Source organism: Kitasatospora sp. NPDC096140, from assembly GCF_040303045.1.
Taxonomy (GTDB): domain Bacteria; phylum Actinomycetota; class Actinomycetes; order Streptomycetales; family Streptomycetaceae; genus Kitasatospora.
The window spans coordinates 30,970-50,925 of sequence record NZ_JBEOUW010000044.1 but is presented as its reverse complement, the minus strand read 5'-3'; the positions used below and the strand labels follow the sequence as shown (position 1 = coordinate 50,925).

Here is a 19,956-nt window from a genome sequence, read left to right as displayed (position 1 = left end):
CTCTCAGCTCTTCCTGACGGTGATCGCGTGGGTGGCCGCCGCTCCCGCCGCGAGCAGCGCCGCGGCGGCGCCGACCAGGACGCCCGTGGAACCCAGGACGTCCGCCGACTTCGACGCGTGCTGGAGGTCGGTCAGCAGGAGGTTGACCGGGGACACGCCCTTGCCGAGCAGGGAGGCGAGCAGCAGCACCAGGGCTGCGACGAGCGCGTAGCCCTGCCGCCGGAACACCAGGCGCGAGCAGAGCAGTCCGACGGCCATGCCGGTGAAGGCGCAGACGAGTTGGGCCTCCGTCCCGAGCACGAGGTCGGCGGGGTGCAGGGTGTGGGTCCCGAACACCAGCGGCAGGACGAGGCCGGCCCCGGTCAGCAGCAGGCACCACGAGGCGGTGGTCGCGACCGAGCCGAGCAGGACCCGCAGGTGGCTGCCCGCGCCGACGACCACGATCGCGCGGTGCGGCGGGTCCTCCAGGCCGAGCAGCGCCATGGTGAGCCAGGCGGAGCTCAGCAGCATGGCTCCGGCCACTGCGGAGTAGGTGGCGGGGAGCGGCCCGCTGTCGCTGCTGGTCAGCACGGCGGCCAGGCCGACGAACAGGAGCAGCGGGGCGAGGTAGCGCTGGGAGAGCAGCAGGATCGTGAACAGGTAGCGGACCAGGGCGATCACCGGGCGGCACTCCCTGCGTCGGTCCGCGGGGCGTCGGCCCCGGCGGCGTTCCCGGAAGCACTCCCGACCCCGGCCACGGCGTCCACCGACCAGCGGTGCTGCAGTGCCGTCAGCAGGACGGTGTCCGAGTGCTCCCGGGCCACCCGCAGGACGACGTGCCGGCCGCGCCGGGCGGCGTCCGCCACACCCGGCAGGGCGTACCAGTCCACCTCGGCCGGTACGGCGCCGTCGGCGGGCACGGTCAGGACCAGTTCGGCCATCGGGGCGGGGGCCCCGGCCCGATGGCCGCCCCGCCGGGTGACCCGGCCGTCGGTGATGGCGTAGGCGCTGCGGGCGTGCGTCTCGGTGATGGCCTCGCGGTGGTCGGTGAAGACCACCGCCCCGCCGTCGGCGGCCACGTCGTCGATGAACTCGCCCAGGACGCCGTGCGCCGAGGCGTCCAGGCCCGACCACGGCTCGTCGAGGACCAGCAGGTCGGGCCGGACGAGCAGGGCCTGGGCCAGCGCGACCTTCTGCGCGTTGCCCTTGGAGAGTGTGCGCAGCGGCGCGTCCGGGCCGCCCACGAGGGCGAGCCGCGTCAGCAGGTCGCCGCCGCGGGCGCGGGCGGCGGAGGTCGACATGCCCCGGATGCGTCCCATGTGGGTGAGGTAGGAGACCGACGACATGCGCTCGTGCGCCGTGAAGCGGTCCGGTACGTACCCGATGGCCGCCGGTCGGCCCGACACCGTGCCGGAGGTGGGCCGTGACAGTCCGGCGAGGATTCTCAGCAGGGTCGACTTCCCGGAACCGTTGGTGCCCACCACCGCGACGACGTCGCCGGCGGAGACCTTCATGTCCACATCGCTGAGGATCCACCGCCCCGTGCCGTACCGCTTGCCGACGCCTTCACAACGTAACAACTCGACTCCCGACTGTCCTATTCGTACTCACGCTACTACAGTCAGGCACCGGGTCGGCGTCCCTGTCAACACGGACCGACACCCCGGTCGGCGAAAAGGGTCGCAAGCCTGTTCAGGCCTTCTTCCAGCTGTTCGCCGGAGAGCGAACTGCAGGACAGCCGGAGCTGGTTCCTCCCCTCTTCACCGTCGTAGAAATGCGACATCGGGGTCCAGAGCACTCCGAACGCCCGGCCGGATCGTTCGAGCAATTCGTCGTCGACGGTGAACGGTACGGTGACGACGACGAAGAAACCGCCGTGCGGAGTGTTCCAGGAAACGTCCGGGCACCGCCGGAACCGTGATTCCAGGCCGCGCAGAATGTGCGCCATATTGCGCTGGTAGGTCTCCCGTTCGCGGGAGGTCCCGCGGGCCAGGCTGAAATCGTTCTCCAGCAGGGCGCCCCCGACGACGGCCTGCGAGACGGGTGAGGTGTTCACGGTGACCATGCTCTTGATCCGGGAGAGCTGCTCGGCGAATCCGCCGATCCGCCCCTGGGCGTCCCGGACCCGCTGATCGGCGACCAGGTAGCCCACCCGGGCGCCGGGGAGAACGGTCTTCGCGAACGAACCGAAGTACACCACCGTCCGGCGGGTGTCGAGTGCCTTCAGGGTCGGAAGCCGCCCCGAACCGTCGTGGAACATCCCGTACGGGTTGTCCTCCAGCAGGAGGATCCCCTCCCGGGCGGCCAGGTCGAGCAGGTCGTGGCGGGTCGCGAGGTCCAGGCGCAGCCCGGAGGGGTTCGCGAAGTCCGGTACGACGTAGCAGCCGCGGGGGCGCAGGCCGCGCTCGCGGAGCAGGCGCAGCTTCGCGGCCAGGTCCGCCAGGTCGATGCCGGTGGTGCCGCTCGCCACCGGCACCACCGGCAGGTCGACCAGCCGGGCCGCGCCGGTCAGCCCGACGTAGGTCGGTGACACGGCCAGGACGACGTCGCGCTCGTCCCTGCGCAGACTGCGCAGGGCCAGGAACATGGCCTCCTGGCAGCCGACGGTGACGACGATCGACTCCGGATCGACCCGCATCCCCTCGTCCACCTCCAGGTGACGGGCGATGAGGTCGTGCACGATGCCGCTGGTCCGGCCGTACTGGCACAGGGTGCGGTTCACCTCGGCGGGGCCGTAGCCGAGGTCCGTCGACAGGTGGTCGCAGAACCTCTCCAGCCGGCGGTGCACCGACCGGACGTCGAAGTGCTCCTCGGTCGGCCGGCCCGGGGCGAAGGAGAGGGCGTCCGGGTAGCGCGAGGTGACCTCGTTGAGGAAGGTCATGGAGGCGAGTGCCGGGTCCTCCAACGAGGCGTGCAGGTCGGGGAGTTGCAGGTCGAAGCGGTCCGGGACGAGGCTGTCCGGGCCGGCGGGGCTCGGGTCCGCGCCGGCCGGGGCCGCGCGGTGCTGGTCAGTCACCCTGCCCCCAGCGGCGGGTGCGGAGCCGGGCGGCGGCGGCCAGGTCGGCGCAGCCGGCGATGAGCATGCTCTCGCGCAGCTCGTCGCGGACGACGGACAGCACCCGGGCGACCCCCTTCTCGCCGTCGGCGGCGAGGCCCCACAGGACGGGCCGTCCCAGGAGCACGCCGGCCGCGCCGAGGGCCAGGGCGCGCAGGACGTCCGTGCCGGTGCGCACCCCGCTGTCCAGCAGGACGTCGCACTGCCCGCCGACCGCCTCGACCACTGCGGGCAGCTGGGCGACGGCGGGGACGGCGCCGTCGAGCTGGCGCCCGCCGTGGTTGGACACCACCACGGCGTCGGCGCCGCACTCCACGGCCCGTCGGGCGTCCTGCGGGTCCAGGATCCCCTTGACCACGAGGGGGAGTTCCGTGCGCCGGCGCAGCTCCTCCAGCTCCGACAGGCTCGGGACACGGAAGAGCGACCGGGTGTGGGCGGCCACCGCGGACACCCCCGACGCCGGGCGGTGCGCCAGGTCGTCGAGTCCGGGACCGAGCAGCGCGGCCCGGACGTGCGGGGGCAGCGTGAATCCGTTCGTCACGTCCCGCCAGCGCCGGCCCATGACCGGGACGTCCACGGTCACCACCAGGGCCCGGCAGCCGAGCCGTTCGGCCCCGGCCACGAGTTCCTCCCGCGCCTGGCGCTCGCGCAGCCAGTACAGCTGGAACCACACGTCCGCGCCGGTCTCGACCACCGCTTCGACGGAGTGGCTGCTGAGGGTGCTGAGGACGAAGGGCACCCCCGCTTCGCGGGCGGCCCGGGCCGCGGCGAGTTCGCCGTCCGGATGCAGCAGGCGCTGGTAGGCCATGGGGGCGACGAGCAGCGGCGCGGCGACGTCGGAGCCCAGCAGCCGCCCGCCGCAGTCGGCGGAGCCCGCCGCGGTCATCACCCGGGGCACGAGTGAGACCCCGTCGAAGGCGGCCCGGTTCGCGGACAGCGTCGTCTCCCACCCGCTGCCCCCCTCGACGAAGTCCCACACCTCGGGCGCCGTGGCGGCGTGCGCCGCGCGCCTCAGGTCGGCCAGGCCGGGCGGCGCCGCGAGGGCCGGATGTTCCGTGCCGGTCATCACTCCTCCTCCGCCGCCACGGCCTCGTACAGCGCGCGGATGTTGCCGCTGCCGAAGGTGGTGGCTCCCGCGCGTTCGATCACCTCGAAGAACAGCGTCCGCTGCGGGTGGGTGGACTGGGTGAAGATCTGGTACAGCTGTCCGGCGTGGTCCTCGTCGGCCAGGATGCGCAGCTCGCCGAGCTGTTCGGGCGAGTGGCGGGACAGTGCCAGCCGCTCGGGGAGCCGGCCGTAGTACGCGTCGGGGGTGTCGAGGAACGCGACGCCGGCGGACCGCATCGTCGTGACGGAGCGCACGATGTCGTCGGTGGTGAAGGCGACGTGCTGGACGCCGGCGCCGCCGTGGTTCTTGAGGAACCCGTCGATCTGCCCCGGGTCGCGGGTGGTGTCCGGCTCGATGACGGTCAGCGTGACCAGGCCCGAACGGCTCTGCACCACCTTGGAGTTCATGGCCTGCGAACCGACGAGGACCCGCTCCTCGAAGATCATCCGGAAGTCCAGGACCCGCTGGTAGAACTCCACGGTCGCGTCGAGCGCGCCGGCCTCCACGCACACGGCGAAGTGGTCCACGTGCCGCAGCCCGGTGTCGGTCGCCGCCGCGTCGACGGACGGGCGGGCCGCGGCCCGCTGGACGAAGGTGTGGGCCACGTCGCCGAATCCGGCCACGGACGCGGTGACGACCCCGCCCCGGCGGACCGGCTCGGCGAGCGGACGCGCGCCTCGCCGGACCGCCTCGGCGAAGGCGCTCGCGGCGTCGGCGGTGCCCAGCGCGATGTCCGAGACGCCGTCGCCGTGGCGCCTGGTGTAGTCGGCGTCCGGGTGCTCGTCGTTCAGGGGACTGCTCAGCACCAGGCGGATCTCCCCCCGGGTGAGGACGGCGGTGCGGTCCTCACCCGGCAGGTCCGCGGCGTCCGCGGGTGTCAGCCCGAAGCCGCGGACGAACTCGGCGGTCCGGGCGTCGAGGTCGACGACGCAGAGCCTGACGTGGTCGACGGTCAGGTCGTCGAAGTGGTTCCGGCTCCGGTGGCTGTTCACGGCGTGGCGCTCCCATTCGTGGCGGCGCGGTCCATGGCCGCGATCAGGCTGACGGGGCGCATGTCGGTCCAGTGCTCCGCCACATGGTCCAGGCAGGCCTGGCGGTCGGCCGGACCGCGGACGGTCTCCCAGCCAGCCGGCACCTCGGCGAAGGAGGGCCACAGCGAGTACTGGCCCTCGGTGTTGCGCAGAACGAGGTAGGTGGCGCTGTCGTCCTCGAACGGATTGGTCATGAGTCGTTTCCCTCCGTGTGTCGTGCGGATGCGGGGAGTTCCCCGAGCCGGGCCGCGAGGGCCGGGCCGATCGTGTCGAGAGCCTGCGGTGCGGTCATCTCCTCGTGTCCGCAGGCGACTTCGTGCCGTCGCAGCGGGCCCCCGACGTGCGGCTGCCAGAGGTCCGCGGCGAGCCGGTGCCGGTCCGGGCGGTGAGCGGCGGCGAAGTGCAGCAGTTCGCCGCGGAAGACGCCGGGGGTGAACTCCCGGGCGGCCCGGGCCACGCCCAGGTACACGGACGCCAGGTTGTCCCGCACCCGGTGGTCGAGCTGCAGACCGGCGGTCTCCCGGTGCACGGCCTCGGCGACCTCCTCGGGCGACGGCGCGGCGACCGGGGCGAGGTCCCCCAACGGATAGCCGTCCAGCACCGCGAGCAGGCCCACCTCTTCACCGGCCGCCTGGAGCTGCACGGCCATCTCGTGGGCGATCAGCCCGCCCGCCGACCAGCCGAGCAGGTGGTACGGGCCGTGCGGGGCGACCCGCCGGATCTCGGCGACGTACGCGGCCGCCGTGTCGGCCACCGTCGGCGGGAGGCTCTCGGGCCCGCCGACCAGGCCCGGGGACTGCAGGGCGTACAGCGGGTGCCGGGCGTCCAGGTGGCGGGCGAGTCCGGCGAACGACCAGCCGAGGCCGGCGGCCGGGTGGACGCAGAACACCGGTGCCCCGTCGCCGCCGGGCCGCAGCGGCAGCAGGACGTCCCAGTCGCCGCCGCGTCGGGTCCGCGCCTGCGCACCGTCCAGGGCGGCGGCCAGCTCCGCGACCGACGGCGCTTCGAACAGCAGCCGCAGCCCGAGGTCGAGGCCCATGACGGTGTGGACCCGGTCGATCAGCCGGGCCGCCAGCATGGAGTGGCCGCCGACGTCGAAGAAGCTGTCGTGGACCCCGAGGTCGGGAGCGCCGAGCACCTCCGCGAACAGTTCGCGCAGGACGGCTTCGCGCGGGCTGCGCGCCGCGCGGTCCGGCTCTCCGAAGAAGGCCGGCTCCGGCAGGGCGGCCCGGTCCAGTTTCCCGTTCGGGGTGACCGGCAGTGCCTCCAGGACGATCACCGCGGCGGGGACCATGTGGCCGGGGAGCAGGTCGGCGGCGTGCGCGCGCAGCGCGGCCGGATCCGGTGCGTCGCCGTCGTGGGGGACGGCGTAGGCGATCAGCCGTGGTTCGCCCCGGTCGTCCTCGCGGAGGGTGACCACGGCCTGGGTGACGGCCGGGTGGTCGAGCAGCGCGGCCTCGATCTCGCCCGGTTCCACCCGGAACCCCCGTACCGAGAGCTGGTGGTCGGCGCGGCCGAGGAAGTGCAGCCGGCCCTCGGTGTCCCAGCGGACGAGGTCACCGGTGCGGTACATGCGCGAGCCCGGTGGGCCGAACGGATCGGGCAGGAAGCGCTGCGCGGTCAGCCCGGGGCGGCCGACGTAGCCCCGGGCCAGATTGGGACCGGTCACGTACAGCTCACCGGCCGTTCCGGGCGGCACGGGCCGCAGCCCGTCGTCGAGGACCCGGACGGCCGTGCCGCCGATGGGACGCCCGATCGACGGGCGGTCCGCGCCGGTCAGCGGCTCGCTCATGGTGGCGCAGACGGTCGCCTCGGTCGGCCCGTACGCGTTGATCAGGTGCCGCCCGGAGCCCCACCGGCGCACCGCGTCGGCGGGCATCGCGTCCCCGGCGACGGCCAGGGTGCGGACGGTCGCCAGCCCGTCGGGGGGCAGGACGGACAGCACCACGGGCGGCAGGGTCACGTGGGTGATGCGGTGCCGGGCGATCGACCGGACCAGCGGGCGGCCCGGTGTCAGTTCCTCCTTGGTGGCCAGCACCAGTTCGGCACCGGACAGCAGTGCCGTGCACAGTTCGGAGAAGGCGGCATCGAAGCTCGGCGAGGCGAACTGCAGCACCCGGTCCCCGGGGGCGACCCGGAACCGCTCGATCTGACGCGCGGCCAGGTTGGCGATGCCCTCGTGGGTCACCACCACCCCGTTCGGGCGCCCGGTGGAGCCCGAGGTGTGGATGACGTACGCGGGATGGGCGGTCAGCAGCGGGGCGGTGCGGTCCCGGTCGCCCGGGTCGGTGTCCGGTGCCGCGTCGATCGTCCGCCCGGTGAGCGGGTCGTCGAGGACCACCGCGGCTGCGGGTTCCGGCAGCCGGCCGGCCATGGAGCCCAGGGTGAGCACCAGGGACGGCCGGGCGTCCGCCAGCATGTGCCGGATCCGCTGGGCCGGGTAGTCCGGGTCCACCGGCAGGAAGGCACCGCCGGCCTTCAGCACGGCCAGCACCGAGGTCACCTGCGCGGGGGAGCGGGGCAGCAGCAGCGCCACGGTGCTCTCCGGGCCCACGCCCAGCGAACGGAGGTGGTGCGCCAGCCGGTTGGCCCGGCGGTTCAGCTCGGCGTACGTGAGCGTGTCGTCGCCGGAGCGCAGCGCCGTGGCGTCCGGGGTGCGCGCCACCTGCTGGTGGAACAGCTCCGGCATCGTCCGGGCGGGCACGGGCGGTTCCGGGGCGGCGGACCACTGCTCGATGTCACGGTGCTCGTGGGGCAGCAGCACGTCCAGGGATCCGATCGGCGCCCGCGGGTCGTCCGCCACGGCGGCCAGCAGGGCGACCAGGCGGTCGGCCAGCGCTGCCACGGTGGCCTCGTCGAACAGGTCCGCGTTGTACCGGACGGCGCCCCGGACGCCCGCTGCCAGGCCGTCCGGCGTGTGCGTCTCACCGAGCGAGACGTCGAGGTCGAACCGGGCCGTCCCGGGGTCGACCTCCGGATGGGTGACGGTCAGGCCGTCCAGGTCGAACCGGGGGGCCTCGGTGTTCTGCAGCACCAGCAGGACCTGGAACAGCGGGTGCCGGGACACCGAGCGGGTCGGGCTCAGCACCTCGACCAGTCGCTCGAACGGCACGTCCTGGTGGGCGTAGGCGGCGAGCGCGGTGGTGCGGACCCGGTGGAGCAGCGTGACGAAGTCCGGATCGCCGGAGGTGTCGGTGCGCAGCACGACGGTGTTGGCGAAGAAGCCCACCAGCTGGTCGAGCGCCTGGTCGACGCGGCCCGCCAGCGGGCTGCCGATCGGGATGTCCGTCCCGGCGCCCAGCCGGGTGAGCAGCGTGGCGAGCGCGGCCTGGAAGACCATGAAGGTGGTGACGCCCTCGCGCCGGGACAGCTCGGTCAGCTTCCGGTGCAGCTGCGCGTCCACGTCGAGCGGTACCAGGCCGCCCCGGTGGCCGGGCACGGCGGGACGCGGGCGGTCGACGGGCAGCGTCAGCTCCTCCGGCAGGTCCGCCAGGGCCTGCCGCCAGTGGGCGAGCTGGCGGGCGATGGAGCTGTCCGGGTCGTCCTCCGTGCCGAGCAGCCGCCGCTGCCAGAGCGTGTAGTCCGCGTACTGGACGGGCAGCGGTTCCCACGTCGGGGGCCGGCCCGCCGAGCGGGCCCGGTAGGCGGCGGTGAGGTCCCGGGCGAGCGGGGCGTACGAGGAACCGTCGCCGGCGATGTGGTGCAGGACCAGGAGCAGGACGTGCTCGGTCGGCGAGATCCGGAACAGCACGGTGCGCAGCGGCGGTTCCGTGGCCAGGTCGAAGCCGGTGCGGCTCGCGGCGGACAGCGCGGCGGACAGCTCCGCGGGGGTGACCGCCACCGGGACGGGGTCGGGCGGGCCGTCGCCGGCCCCGAGGACCCGTTGCCGGGGGACGCCGTTCTGGTCCGGGAAGACCGTCCGCAGGGCCTCGTGCCGTTCCACCACGTCCCGCAGCGCGGCACCCAGGGCCGCCGGGTCGAGCTCTCCGGACAGCCGTAGGGCCAGCGGGATGTTGTACGCCCCCGAGTCGCCGTCGAGGCGGTCGAGGAACCACAGCCGCTGCTGGGCGTACGACAGCGGGACCACCGCGGGGCGTTCGGCGGGGACGAGGGCCGGGCGGGCGGTGTCCGCCGCGTCCAGCCGGGACGCCAGGCCGGCCGGCGTCGGCGTCTCGAAGACCGCGCGCAGCGGCAGTTCGACCCCGAACGCGGAGCGGACGGCGTTGACGAGCCGGGTGGCCAGCAGGCTGTGTCCGCCGAGCCGGAAGAAGCCGTCGTCGGGGCCGACCGAGGGCACCGCGAGCACCCGGGCGAACAGGTCGCCCATCAGCTCCTCGCGGGGGTCGCGCGCCCGGCCGCCCGTGGTGCGGGCACCGAGGTCCGGGGCCGGGAGGGCGGCGCGGTCGAGCTTGCCGTTGGCGTTCACGGGCAGTGCGTCCAGCAGGACGAACGCGACGGGCACCATGTACTCCGGCAGCGCCGCGGCGGCGTGCGCGGCGATCGACGCGGAGGTCGCGCCGCCGTCCGGGCGCAGGGCCACGTGGGCCACCAGGCGGCGGCCGCCGCCCGGGTCGGCCACGGCGGTGACCGCAGCTGCCGCCACCGCCGGGTGGCGGGTCAGGACGTTCTCGATCTCGCCGAGTTCGATCCGGAAGCCGCGCACCTTGACCTGGTCGTCCGTGCGGCCGAGGTAGTCCAGGCTGCCGTCCGGGCGGCGGCGCACCAGGTCACCGGTCCGGTACATCCGGGCGCCCGGCCCGCCGAAGGGGTCGGCGACGAACCGCTCGGCGGTCAGCGCGGGGCGGCGGAGGTAGCCGCGGGCCAGGCCCTCGCCCGCCAGGTACAGCTCGCCGCGGACGCCGGTGGCGACCGGTTGCAGCCGCTCGTCGAGGACGTGGGCGCGCACGTGCGGCAGGGGCCGCCCGATGGGCGGAGCGCCCGTCGCCGCGTCGGCGCCCTCGTCGTCCGAGAACCAGGCGGTCGCGTAGACGGTCGCCTCGGTCGGGCCGTAGATGTTGGCCAGCCGCGTGCCGGGCAGCAGGCGGCGCACCTCCCGGACGAGGTGTTCGGGCAATGCCTCGCCGGCCATCACCACGGTCCCGGCGGAGAAGGTGGCCTCGCCCCCGGCGAGCAGGGCGGCGAACACCGACGGCACGCCGCTGACCAGGGTGCCCGACCAGGGCCGCTCGGCGAGTTCCAGCAGGTCGCGCACGACCTCGACGTGACCGCCGGTCAGCAGCGGCGCGAACAGCTCGAACACCGAGACGTCGAAGGAGAGCGAGGTGGCGGCCAGGACGTTCGCCAGGCCGTCGGCACCGAACCGGTCCGCCGCCCACTCCAGCAGCCGGGCCATGCTGCCGTGGGGGACCACGACACCCTTGGGCCGCCCGGTGGAGCCGGAGGTGTGGATGACGTACGCGGGGGAGTCCGCCGTGAGCGCCGCGCCCCGCTCCTCGGGGGAGAGGGCGTCGGCGGGGGTGGCGGCCAGGGCGGCCCGGACCCCGGGGTCGTCCAGCCGGACCGGGGGCAGTGCGGACGCGTCGGGGATCCCCGCCGGCGTCTCCCCCTCGGTGATCACCAGGACCGGCCGGGCGTCGGCGCAGACGAAGGCGATCCGCTCGGCCGGCTGGCCACGGTCCACCGGGAGGTACGCCGCACCGGACTTCAGCACCGCGAGCACCGCGACCAGCATCCGCTCCGAACGCGGCAGCGCCACGGCGACCACCTGCTCCGGACCGGCGCCGACGGCGATCAGGTGTCGGGCCAACCGGTTGGACTCGGCGTCGAGTTCGGCGTAGGACAGCGTGCTGCCCGCGCAGCTGACCGCGGGCGCCAGCGGCGTGCGCCGGGCCTGCGCCTCGAACCGGAGGGGCACCGGCTCGACCGGCGCCGACCGGGCCGACCGGGCGTCGGTGGGCCGGGGGCGCTCCTGCGGGGTCAGGATGTCGACGTCCCCGATCGGCAGGGCCGGGTCCCCGGCCACCGCCCGCAGGAACCGGATCAGGCGCTCGGCCAGGGCGGCGGCGCCGGCCTCGTCGAACAGGTCCGCGCAGTAGCCCAGGGTGCCCTCGACACCGGACGGCTCGCCGTCCGCCGAGCGGGTCTCGCGCAGCTGGACGTCGAGGTCGAACTTGGCCGTCCGCTGCGGGATCGGCTGCCCGGTGACCCGCAGCCCGGGCAGGGCCACCGCCTCGGCGCCCTCGGGCTGCAGGGCGAGCATCACCTGGAACAGCGGGTGCCGCGCCAGCGACCGCGGCGGCGCCAGCACTTCCACCAGCCGTTCGAACGGGACGTCCTGGTGCGCGTAGGCCTCCAGGTCGGCCTCGGCCACTTGCCGGAGCAGGTCACCGAAGGCCGGGTTGCCGCTGGTGTCGGTGCGCAGGACCAGGGTGTTGACGAAGAATCCGACGAGCCGCTCCAGCGCGGCGTCGGCGCGTCCGGCGACCGGGGTGCCGATCGGGAGGTCCGTGCCGGCGCCCAGCCTGGTCAGCAGCGCCGCGAGGGCGGCGTGCAGGACCATGAAGAGGGTGGCGCCGTGCTCCCGGGCCAGCGCGAGGAGGTCCGCGTGCAGCTCGGCCGGCAGCCGGAAGGGCACCTCCGCCCCCCGGTAGCTGAACTCGGGCGGACGGGGCCGGTCGGTCGGCAGTTCCAGGCCCTCCGGCAGGTCGGCCAGCCTGCTCCGCCAGTAGGCGAGTTGGCCGCTGATCCGGCTGTCCGGGTCCTGCTCGTCGCCGAGCACCGCGCGCTGCCACAGCGCGTAGTCGGCGTACTGGACGGGCAGGGGCGGGAACTCCGGGGCCCGGCCGGCCAGCCGTGCCGCGTAGGCCGTGCCGAGGTCGTGGGCCAGCGGGTCCATCGACCAGCCGTCGCCCGCGATGTGGTGCAGCACCACGAGCAGCACGTGTTCGGTCGGCGACAGCCGGAAGAGCGTCGCCCGCAGCGGCAGCTCGGTGCCGAGGTCGTGGCCGCGGCCGGCCTCGGCCAGGAGCGCCTGGTCGAGCGAGGCGGCGTCGGTGTCGACCACGGCGAGGCCGGGACGGGCCCGGTCCGCGGCCAGGATCCGCTGGACCGGCTCGCCGTCCGCTTCGGCGAAGACCGTGCGCAGCGACTCGTGCCGTTCCACCAGGTCGTGCAGGGCCCGCCGCAGTTCGGCCTCGTGCACCGGGCCGGACAGTCGCAGGGCGACGGGGATGTTGTAGGCGCCGCCGTGTTCCTCCAACCGGTTCAGGAACCACAGCCTGCGCTGGGCGAACGACACCGGCAGCGGGTCGGGCCGGTCCATCGGGACCAGCGGGGTCAGCGCCGGGGCCGCCCGGTCGAGCCGCTCCGCGAGGGCCGCGACGGTGGGGGCCTCGAACACCGTCCGCACGTCCAGTTCGGCACCGAACGCGGAGCGGATCGCGTTGACCAGGCGGATGGCCAGCAGGGAGTGCCCGCCCAGCTGGAAGAAGTCGTCCTCGATGCCCGCCCGGGGCAGTCCGAGCACGTCGGCGAACAGCGCGCAGAGCGTCTCCTCGCGCGCGGTTCGCGGGGCGCCCGAACCGGCCTGCTCCTGCGGATCGGGCTCCGGGAGGGCCGCGCGGTCGAGCTTGCCGTTCGGGGTGACCGGAAGGCGGTCCAGCACCATGAACGCCGCCGGGACCATGTACGCCGGCAGCCGCTCGCCGAGGTGGGAGCGGAGCTCCTTGGCGAGCCGCCCGGCCTGCTGGAACCGGAGCGGCGCGTTGGTGTGGCAGGCCGCCTCGTCCTCGTCGTCCTCGGCGGCGGGCTCGCTCCGGTCGGCGGCCGCGAGCGGGCCGGCGGGCCGGGCGGCGTCGACGAAGAGCACGTCGAGCAGGTCGCCGGGGCCGGACGGCGCCCAGGTGACGGCCGTGCGGTAGCCGAGCCCCTCGCCCAGGTCGTACAGCAGGGCCGGGTCGACCCCGGTCGCCTCCGCCGACCGGGCTCGCACCCGGTCGAGGGGCTCGTCGGCGTACAGGGCCGCAGCGGCCGCCGCCTCCTGCCCGGTACGGCCGTCCGGCACCCCGGTCACCCGGAGGCCCGCCGGGCGCTCCTGCGAAAGCCGGTCCCGCAGCGCCGCCAGGTCGGTGACGTCCCGGCCCCAGCGCAGGGTGGTCGCCGCGAGCGGCGGCGCCGGCGTGTCCGCGGTGCCGTGCAGCACGACGTCGTAGCGGTAGCGGGTCAGTTCGTTGTGGGCGCGGCCGCGCTTGACGCGGACGTCGGCGCCGGCGAGGCCGTCGGCGGTCCGGGCGAACCGGTGGAAGAAGGCGGGCGCCACCAGGAGCTCCTTCTCCCGCTCCGCCCGGCGCCGGGCCCGGCGCAGCAGCGCCGCCGCGTCCTCCCCGTCGTCGGCGCGCGCCAGCTCGACGGCGGCGTGGAAGGTGTGGAGCAGGTCCAGGTTGCGCACGTCGCCGACGAACAGCGAACCGCCGGGGGCCAGCAGGGTGGTGAGTGCGATCAGTGTCCGCCGCAGGTAGTCGGCGTCGGGGAAGTACTGCACGACCGAGTTGAGGACGATCGTGTCGAAGTGCCCGGTGGGCAGCCCGGTGAGGTCGTCGGCGGCCTGGGTGCTCAGCCGCACGGAGGGGTGGGATCCCAGGTGGGCGCGCAGGGTGCGGATCGCCTGCTCGGAGAAGTCGGTCGCCCAGTACGACTCGCACTCGGCGTACAGCTGGGACAGGATCAGGCCGCTGCCCACCCCGACTTCCAGCACGTGGCGCGGGCGCAGCGCGCGGATCCGCTCGACGGTGGACCGGCGCCACTCGCTCATCTCGTCCAGCGGGATGGGCTCGCCGTCGTAGCTGCTCTCCCAGCCGGAGAAGTCCGAGCCGAAGGCGGCGGACCGGGCGCCGTCGTACATGCCGTCGTAGATCTGCCGCCACTCGGCGACGTGCCGGACGGCTCCGGCCTCGCGCTCGGCGGACCGCAGGCCGCCCGCGACGACGTAGGCCACCAGCTGCCGTTCGCCGCGGTGGTCGGTGCGTGCCACCACCTCGGCCTCGGAGACCTCGGGGTGGTCCGCCAGCGTCGCGGCGACCTCCCCCGGCTCCACCCGGAAGCCGCGGATCTTGACCTGGTCGTCGCCGCGGCCCATGAACTCCAGCTGCCAACTGCCGTTCCAGCGTGCGAGATCGCCGGTGCGGTACATCCGGCTGCCGGGCTCGCCCCAGGGGTCGGCGACGAACCGCTCGGCGGTGAGGCCGGGCCGGTTGAGGTAGCCGCGGGCGAGGCCGGCCCCGGCCAGCCAGACCTCTCCGGTCACCCCCGGAGGGACGGGCCGCAGCCACTCGTCCAGCACGTAGACCCGGGTGCCGGCCAGCGGACGCCCGAGCGGCACCCGGACGTCGGCCGTGAAGGGCGACCGCACCTCGTGGTGGGTGGCGCACAGCGTCATCTCGGTGGGCCCGTAGAGCTGGCGCACGACCGCCCCGGGCGCGTGGTCGAGGACGCGCTGGACGGCCACCGGCGAGACGACGTCGCCGCCGGTGAGCACCTCGCGGATGGTGGCGAGGCATTCGGGCGCGTCCTCGGCCACGACCCGCAGGAGCCCGGCGGTGAAGTGCACGGCGGTGATCTTCTCGGTCTCGATCAGCCGGGCGAGGGCGGCGGTGTCGAGCGGTCCGGGCGGGGCGAGCACCACCTCGTTGCCGGCCAGCAGCGGCACCCACAGCTCGTAGTGGCTGATGTCGAAGGCGTAGGGGGCGTGCATGAGCACGCGCTCGTGGTTGCCGGTGGCCCAGCACGGGTCGTCCACGAGGGCCACCACGTCGCGGTGTGCGACGGCGACGCCCTTGGGCAGTCCGGTGGAGCCGGAGGTGTACATGATGGTGGCGAGCCGGTCGGGGTGGACGGGCAGGTCGGGGGCCGCCCCGGCGGACTCCTCCGGCACCCGGTCCGCCTCCACCACGACGACCTGCGCCTCGTGGCGGAACTCCCGGGCGAGCATGGCCCGGTCCGTCAGCAGCACGGACGCCGCGGTGTCCGTCATGACCCATTCGAGTCGTTCCGCCGGGTAGGCCTCGTGCAGCGGGACGCAGACCCCGCCGGCCTTCCACACGGCGAGCATCGCCACGATCAGTTCCGGGGAGCGCTCCAGGAGGACGGCGACGGGGCTCTCCGGTCCAACACCCCGGGCGATCAGGGCGTGGGCCAGGGCGTCGGCCCGTCGGTCCACCTCCCGGTAGGTGAGCTCCCGGTCCCCGGCGCGCAGGGCGACGTGGTCGGGGCGCGCCGCGGCCGTGCGGGAGAACCGCACGTGCAGCAGGTCCCCGGTGGAGCGGGCCGGCGCGGGGGAGCCGGTGAGCAGTCGGCGGCGTTCGTCCTCGCCGAGGATCTCCACGGCCCCGATCCGCCGGCGCGGGTCGGCCGCGACGGCCCGCAGGAAGCGGGTCAGCCGCTCGACGACGCCCTCCACGGTGGCGCGGTCGAAGAGGTCCGTGCGGTACTCGACGGTGCCGTGGACGCCGTCGGGCACCCGGCCCTCGCGGAAGCGCTCGGCGAGGTTGAACGCCAGGTCGAACTTGGCCGACGGCAGCGGCTCCTCGGCCAGGGTCACGTCCAGGCCGTCGAAGCGGATGTCGGCGTCGGGGGTGTTCTGCAGCGCGAGGAAGACCTGGAAGAGCGGGTGCTGGGAGAGCGACCGCTCCGGCTTGAGGACCTCGACCAGGCGTTCGAAGGGCAGGTCCTGGTGGGCGTAGGCGGCCAGGGCGTCGTCCCGGACGGCGGTCAACAGCTCGGTGAAGCGCGGGTCGCCCGAGGTGCGGGTGCGCAGCACCAGGGTGTTGACGAAGAAGCCGATCAGGTCCTCGACAGCGGCGTCCGTCCGCCCCGAGATGGGCGAGCCGATCGGGATGTCGGTGCCCGCGCCGAGCCGGGTGCACAGCGCGGCCAGCGCGGCCTGGAGCACCATGAAGAGGCTGGCGTTGTGCCGGTGGGCGAGGTCGAGCAGCTGCCGGTGGAGCTCGCCGTCCAGGGCGAGGCCGACCGTCTCGCCCCGGAAGTCGGCCTCGGCGGGGCGCGGCCGGTCCGTCGGCAGGACGGTCTGCTCGGGCAGGGCGCGCAGCGCCTCCCGCCAGTAGCCGGTCTGCGTCGCGAGGACGCTCGCCGGGTCGTCGTCCGCGCCGAGGACCTCGCGCTGCCACAGCGTGTAGTCCGCGTACTGGACCGGGAGCGGGCGCCAGCCGGGCTGCTGTCCGAGGCTCCTAGCCCGGTAGGCCGTGCCGAGGTCGCGGGCGAGCACCGTCAGGGACCAGCCGTCGGCGGCGATGTGGTGCTGGACGACCAGCAGGACGTGCTCGGTCGGCGACAGCGCGAACAGGTGGGCGCGCAGGGGCGGTTCACGGGTGAGGTCGAAGGGGGCGGCCGCGGCGGCGCGCAGCTGTCCGGGGAGGTCCGCCTCGCTGCTCTCCGTCACGGTCAGGACGGGGCGGGCCTGCTCAGGGTCCAGGACGAGCTGGTGGGGCTCGCCGTCGACCTCGGGGAAGACGGTGCGCAGGGCCTCGTGGCGGGCGGCGACGTCGGCGACGGCCTCCGCCAGCGCGGTGCGGTCCAGCCCGCCGCGCAGCCGCAGGACGCTCTGCATGTGGTAGGCGGAGCCGTCGTCCGCCAGCCGGTTGATGAACCAGAGCCTGCGCTGCCCGAAGGACAGCGGGATCCGGGCCGGCCGTTCGGCGGGGGCGAGGGGCCTGCGCGCGTCGGCGGAGCCGGCGATCCGGGCCGCGAGGGCGGCGACGGTGGGCGCCTCGAAGAGGGTGCGCACCGGGATCTCCACGCGCAGCCGCGAACGCATGGCGTTCACCAGGCGGGTGGCGAGCAGGGAGTGGCCGCCGTGCTGGAAGAAGTCGTCGTCCAGGCCGACCCGGGCCACGTCCAGGACCTCGGCGAACAGCTCGCAGAGGATCTCCTCCTGCGGCGTGCGGGGCCTGCGCCCGGCCCCGGCCGTGCCGAGGTCGGGGGCGGGCAGCGCCTTGCGGTCCAGCTTGCCGTTGGGGGTCAGGGGCAGCGCGTCGAGCACGGTCAGGACGGTGGGGACCATGTGGCCGGGCAGCCGGCGGGCGAGGTGGTCCCGCAGGGCGGCCGGGTCCGGCGCACCGCCGGGTACGGGCACGGCGTAGGCGGCCAGGACCGGCCCGCCGGAGCCGGTGTCGCGGACGACGACGGCGGCCTGGGAGACCTCGGGGTGGTCGGTCAGCGCGTGTTCGACCTCGCCGAGTTCGATCCGGTAGCCCCGGACCTTGACCTGGCCGTCGGTCCGGCCGAGGTACTCCAGGCTGCCGTCGTCGCGCCAGCGGGCCAGGTCCCCGGTGCGGTACATCCGGGAGCCGGGCGGGCCGAAGGGGTCCGCCACGAAGCGTTCGGCGGTCGTGCCGGGGCGGTGGAGGTACCCGCGGGCCACGCCGGCGCCCGCGATGTACAGCTCGCCGGTGGCGCCGGTGGGCGCGGGGCGCAGCGCGGGGTCGAGCACGTACGTGCGGGTGTTCGCGAGCGGGCGGCCGATGGGGGGACGCCCGGGCAGCCCGGGTTCGACGGCGGCGGCCGTCGACCAGATCGTGGTTTCGGTGGGGCCGTAGACGTTGGTGACCTCGGCCGCCGCCTCGCCCAGCTCCCGGGCCAGGCCCTCGGGCAGCGCCTCGCCGCCGACGAGCACCTTCAGCCCCGTCAGGCCGTCCGGCCCGTGGTCCAGCATGCTGCGCCACAGGGTGGGCGTGGCCTGGACGGCCGTCACCCCGGCGTCGGCGACGAGCTGCTTGAGCGCCTGCGGGTCGTGGGCGTCGTCCTGTGCCGCGAGGACCAGCTCGCCGCCGGACAGCAGCGGCAGCAGCAGTTCCAGGTTGGCGATGTCGAAGCCGAACGTGGTGACGGCGAGCAGACGGTCGTCAGGGCCGAAGGCGAGCCGCTGCCGGAAGTCCGTCAGCAGGTTGACGAGGTTCTCGCCCGGGATCACCGTGCCCTTGGGCACTCCGGTCGAGCCGGAGGTGTAGATGACGTACGCGGGGCTGAGCGGGTGCGGGTGGGCGGGCCTGGCATTCGCCATCGGGATTCCTCGCTGAGGACGGCATGGTTGAGCACGGGGGCGGTGGGTCTGCGACCGGGCCGGGCCGGTCGTGCTCGGGGTGACGACCGGCCCGGGCGGGGTCAGCCGGCGGGGGTGCTGCTGCCGTGCACGGCGACCGGCAGCCGTACCGGACCGAGGACGCCGATCGACGGGTGGAACCGGATGTCCGAGTCGGCCGGCACCTCGATGCGCTCGAACCGCTCCAGCAGGGCGGTGAGCGCGATGCGGGCCTCCATGCGAGCCAGGGGCGCTCCCAGGCAGAAGTGGATGCCCTTGCCGAAGGCGACGTGCCGGCTCCGGTCGGACCGGCGGATGTCGAACTCCTCGGCCCGCTCGAACCGGGTGGCGTCGCGGTGGGCGGACGCCAGCCAGACGCACACCATGGCGCCGGCCGGGATGTGCTCGCCGCCGAGTTCCGTGTCGCACGCCGCGACCCGCTGGTCCCGGACCAGGGGGGAACGCCAGCGCAGCACCTCCTCGATGACGTCGGGCAGCAGGCCGAGGTCGGAGCGGACCTCGGCGAGGACGTCGGGGTGGCTGTCCAGGCTCATGACGGTGTTGCCGACGAGCACGGAGGACGGCAGGTGTCCGGCGATCACGAACATGCCGATGACACCGACGATTTCGTGGTCGCTCAGGGAGCGTCCGTCGACCTCCGCCGTGGTGAGGGCGGTGATCAGGTCGTCCTCGGGCTTCGCGCGGCGCTCGTCGATGATGCCGAGCAGGTACGCGGAGGCGAAGCGGACCAGCTCGCCGAGTTCGCGCACCGCGGACTCGTCGGCCTTGCCGAGCTCGCCGGCGGGCCGGGCGCCGAGCAGCGCGTCCGCCCAGACCGTGAACAGTCCGTGGTCCTTCTCCGGGATGCCGAAGAGCTTCGCGATCACCCGGGCGGTCAGCGGGGCGGCGAAGTCGGCCACGACGTCGAAGGTGCCGCTGCCGTCGGCCGACAGCTCGATCCCGTCCAGCAGTTGGTTCGCCGTCTCGGCGATGACCGGTTCGAGGCGGGCGATGACGTTGGGGGTGAACGCGCGCCGCACCAGTTCGCGCATCTGGGTGTGGTGCGGCGGGTCGACGCCGAGGAAGTTGCCCTGGGCGGCACCGGCCAGCTCCCGTTCGTCCTCCGGGATCAGGTCGTTCATGTCACTGGAGAAGGTCCGGAAGTCACCGAGCACCTGGAGTGCCTCGTCGTAGCCGAACACCTCCCACACCCCGGGCTGTTCGCTCTTGGCGACCGGGCCCGCGGCCCGGCCGCGGTCCACGTATTCGAGGAACGCCTCGGTCCGCTGGTCGTAGGGAAGGGTGGTCATGCCTGCGAGATCGGTCATGGAATAGCCCCCGCGAAAAGGTCAACCGGGCAGGAAAGGTCAACGGGGACCAGCAGCGAAAGGAGCTGAAGGTGGCCGGTTCTCTTGCTCGCCTGGCCACTCAGACGGAACCCCCGCACCGCCCCGGATCGTCGAAATCGGTCGCCGGGAAGGGCGGTTCGACTTGACGCAACGGGACGAGAGCCTAGGTAGCCGTGATCGACAGTGTCAAGGCTGTTTCCTCGGTCGAGCCCCGCTCGGGGCCCTCTGACCTGGGGGAATTCGCGTGGCGGCGCCGTCCTCACCGGATAGCCGGCCGACGGAGCGGTTCCGGCCAGGAGGGAGGTGTTCCGGCCACGCCCTTGCGATCTCTATTCGGCGGGGTACGCTGCCGAAAGGTGCCGGCGGGCTGTTGTTCGAGGACG

8 protein-coding genes are annotated in these 19,956 nt (G+C 74.4%); all 8 read right to left on the bottom strand.

Going from position 1 to position 19,956, the window contains the following annotated elements; genetic code table 11:
* Positions 1-3: 3 nt before the first annotated feature.
* Positions 4-660 (bottom strand): hypothetical protein, encoded by a 657-nt coding sequence (locus ABT048_RS33485; RefSeq protein WP_350525343.1) that lies wholly within the window; start codon positions 658-660, stop codon positions 4-6.
* Positions 657-1,499, bottom strand: coding sequence for an ATP-binding cassette domain-containing protein (locus tag ABT048_RS33480; RefSeq protein ID WP_350525342.1), 843 nt, complete (start codon positions 1,497-1,499; stop codon positions 657-659). The genes ABT048_RS33485 and ABT048_RS33480 overlap by 4 nt, the downstream gene beginning before the upstream one ends.
* A 125-nt stretch (positions 1,500-1,624) precedes the next feature.
* Positions 1,625-2,995: an aminotransferase-like domain-containing protein gene (locus tag ABT048_RS33475; RefSeq protein WP_502894103.1), complete on the bottom strand. Its 1,371-nt coding sequence runs from the start codon at positions 2,993-2,995 to the stop codon at positions 1,625-1,627.
* Positions 2,988-4,100: an alpha-hydroxy acid oxidase gene (locus tag ABT048_RS33470; protein ID WP_350525341.1), complete on the bottom strand. Its 1,113-nt coding sequence runs from the start codon at positions 4,098-4,100 to the stop codon at positions 2,988-2,990. Before ABT048_RS33470 ends, ABT048_RS33475 begins: the two co-directional genes overlap by 8 nt.
* Positions 4,100-5,134: a 4-hydroxyphenylpyruvate dioxygenase gene (gene hppD / locus ABT048_RS33465; RefSeq protein ID WP_350525340.1), complete on the bottom strand. Its 1,035-nt coding sequence runs from the start codon at positions 5,132-5,134 to the stop codon at positions 4,100-4,102. Before hppD ends, ABT048_RS33470 begins: the two co-directional genes overlap by 1 nt.
* The gene (locus tag ABT048_RS33460) at positions 5,131-5,367 is read right to left on the bottom strand and encodes an MbtH family protein (RefSeq protein ID WP_350525339.1); all 237 of its coding nucleotides are present in this window, start codon (positions 5,365-5,367) and stop codon (positions 5,131-5,133) included. Before ABT048_RS33460 ends, hppD begins: the two co-directional genes overlap by 4 nt.
* The gene (locus ABT048_RS33455) at positions 5,364-18,212 is read right to left on the bottom strand and encodes a non-ribosomal peptide synthetase (protein ID WP_350525363.1); all 12,849 of its coding nucleotides are present in this window, start codon (positions 18,210-18,212) and stop codon (positions 5,364-5,366) included. The genes ABT048_RS33460 and ABT048_RS33455 overlap by 4 nt, the downstream gene beginning before the upstream one ends.
* Positions 18,213-18,307: 95 nt before the next feature.
* Entirely contained in the window at positions 18,308-19,552 is a 1,245-nt protein-coding gene (locus tag ABT048_RS33450; protein ID WP_350525338.1) for a cytochrome P450, read from the bottom strand.
* Positions 19,553-19,956 lie beyond the last annotated feature (404 nt).

Coding starts and splice junctions, on each gene's coding strand:
- ABT048_RS33470 (WP_350525341.1), bottom strand. CDS start 4,100: ATGACCGGCACGGAACATCCGGCCCTCGCGGCGCCGCCCGGCCTGGCC.
- ABT048_RS33460 (WP_350525339.1), bottom strand. CDS start 5,367: ATGACCAATCCGTTCGAGGACGACAGCGCCACCTACCTCGTTCTGCGC.
- ABT048_RS33450 (WP_350525338.1), bottom strand. CDS start 19,552: ATGACCGATCTCGCAGGCATGACCACCCTTCCCTACGACCAGCGGACC.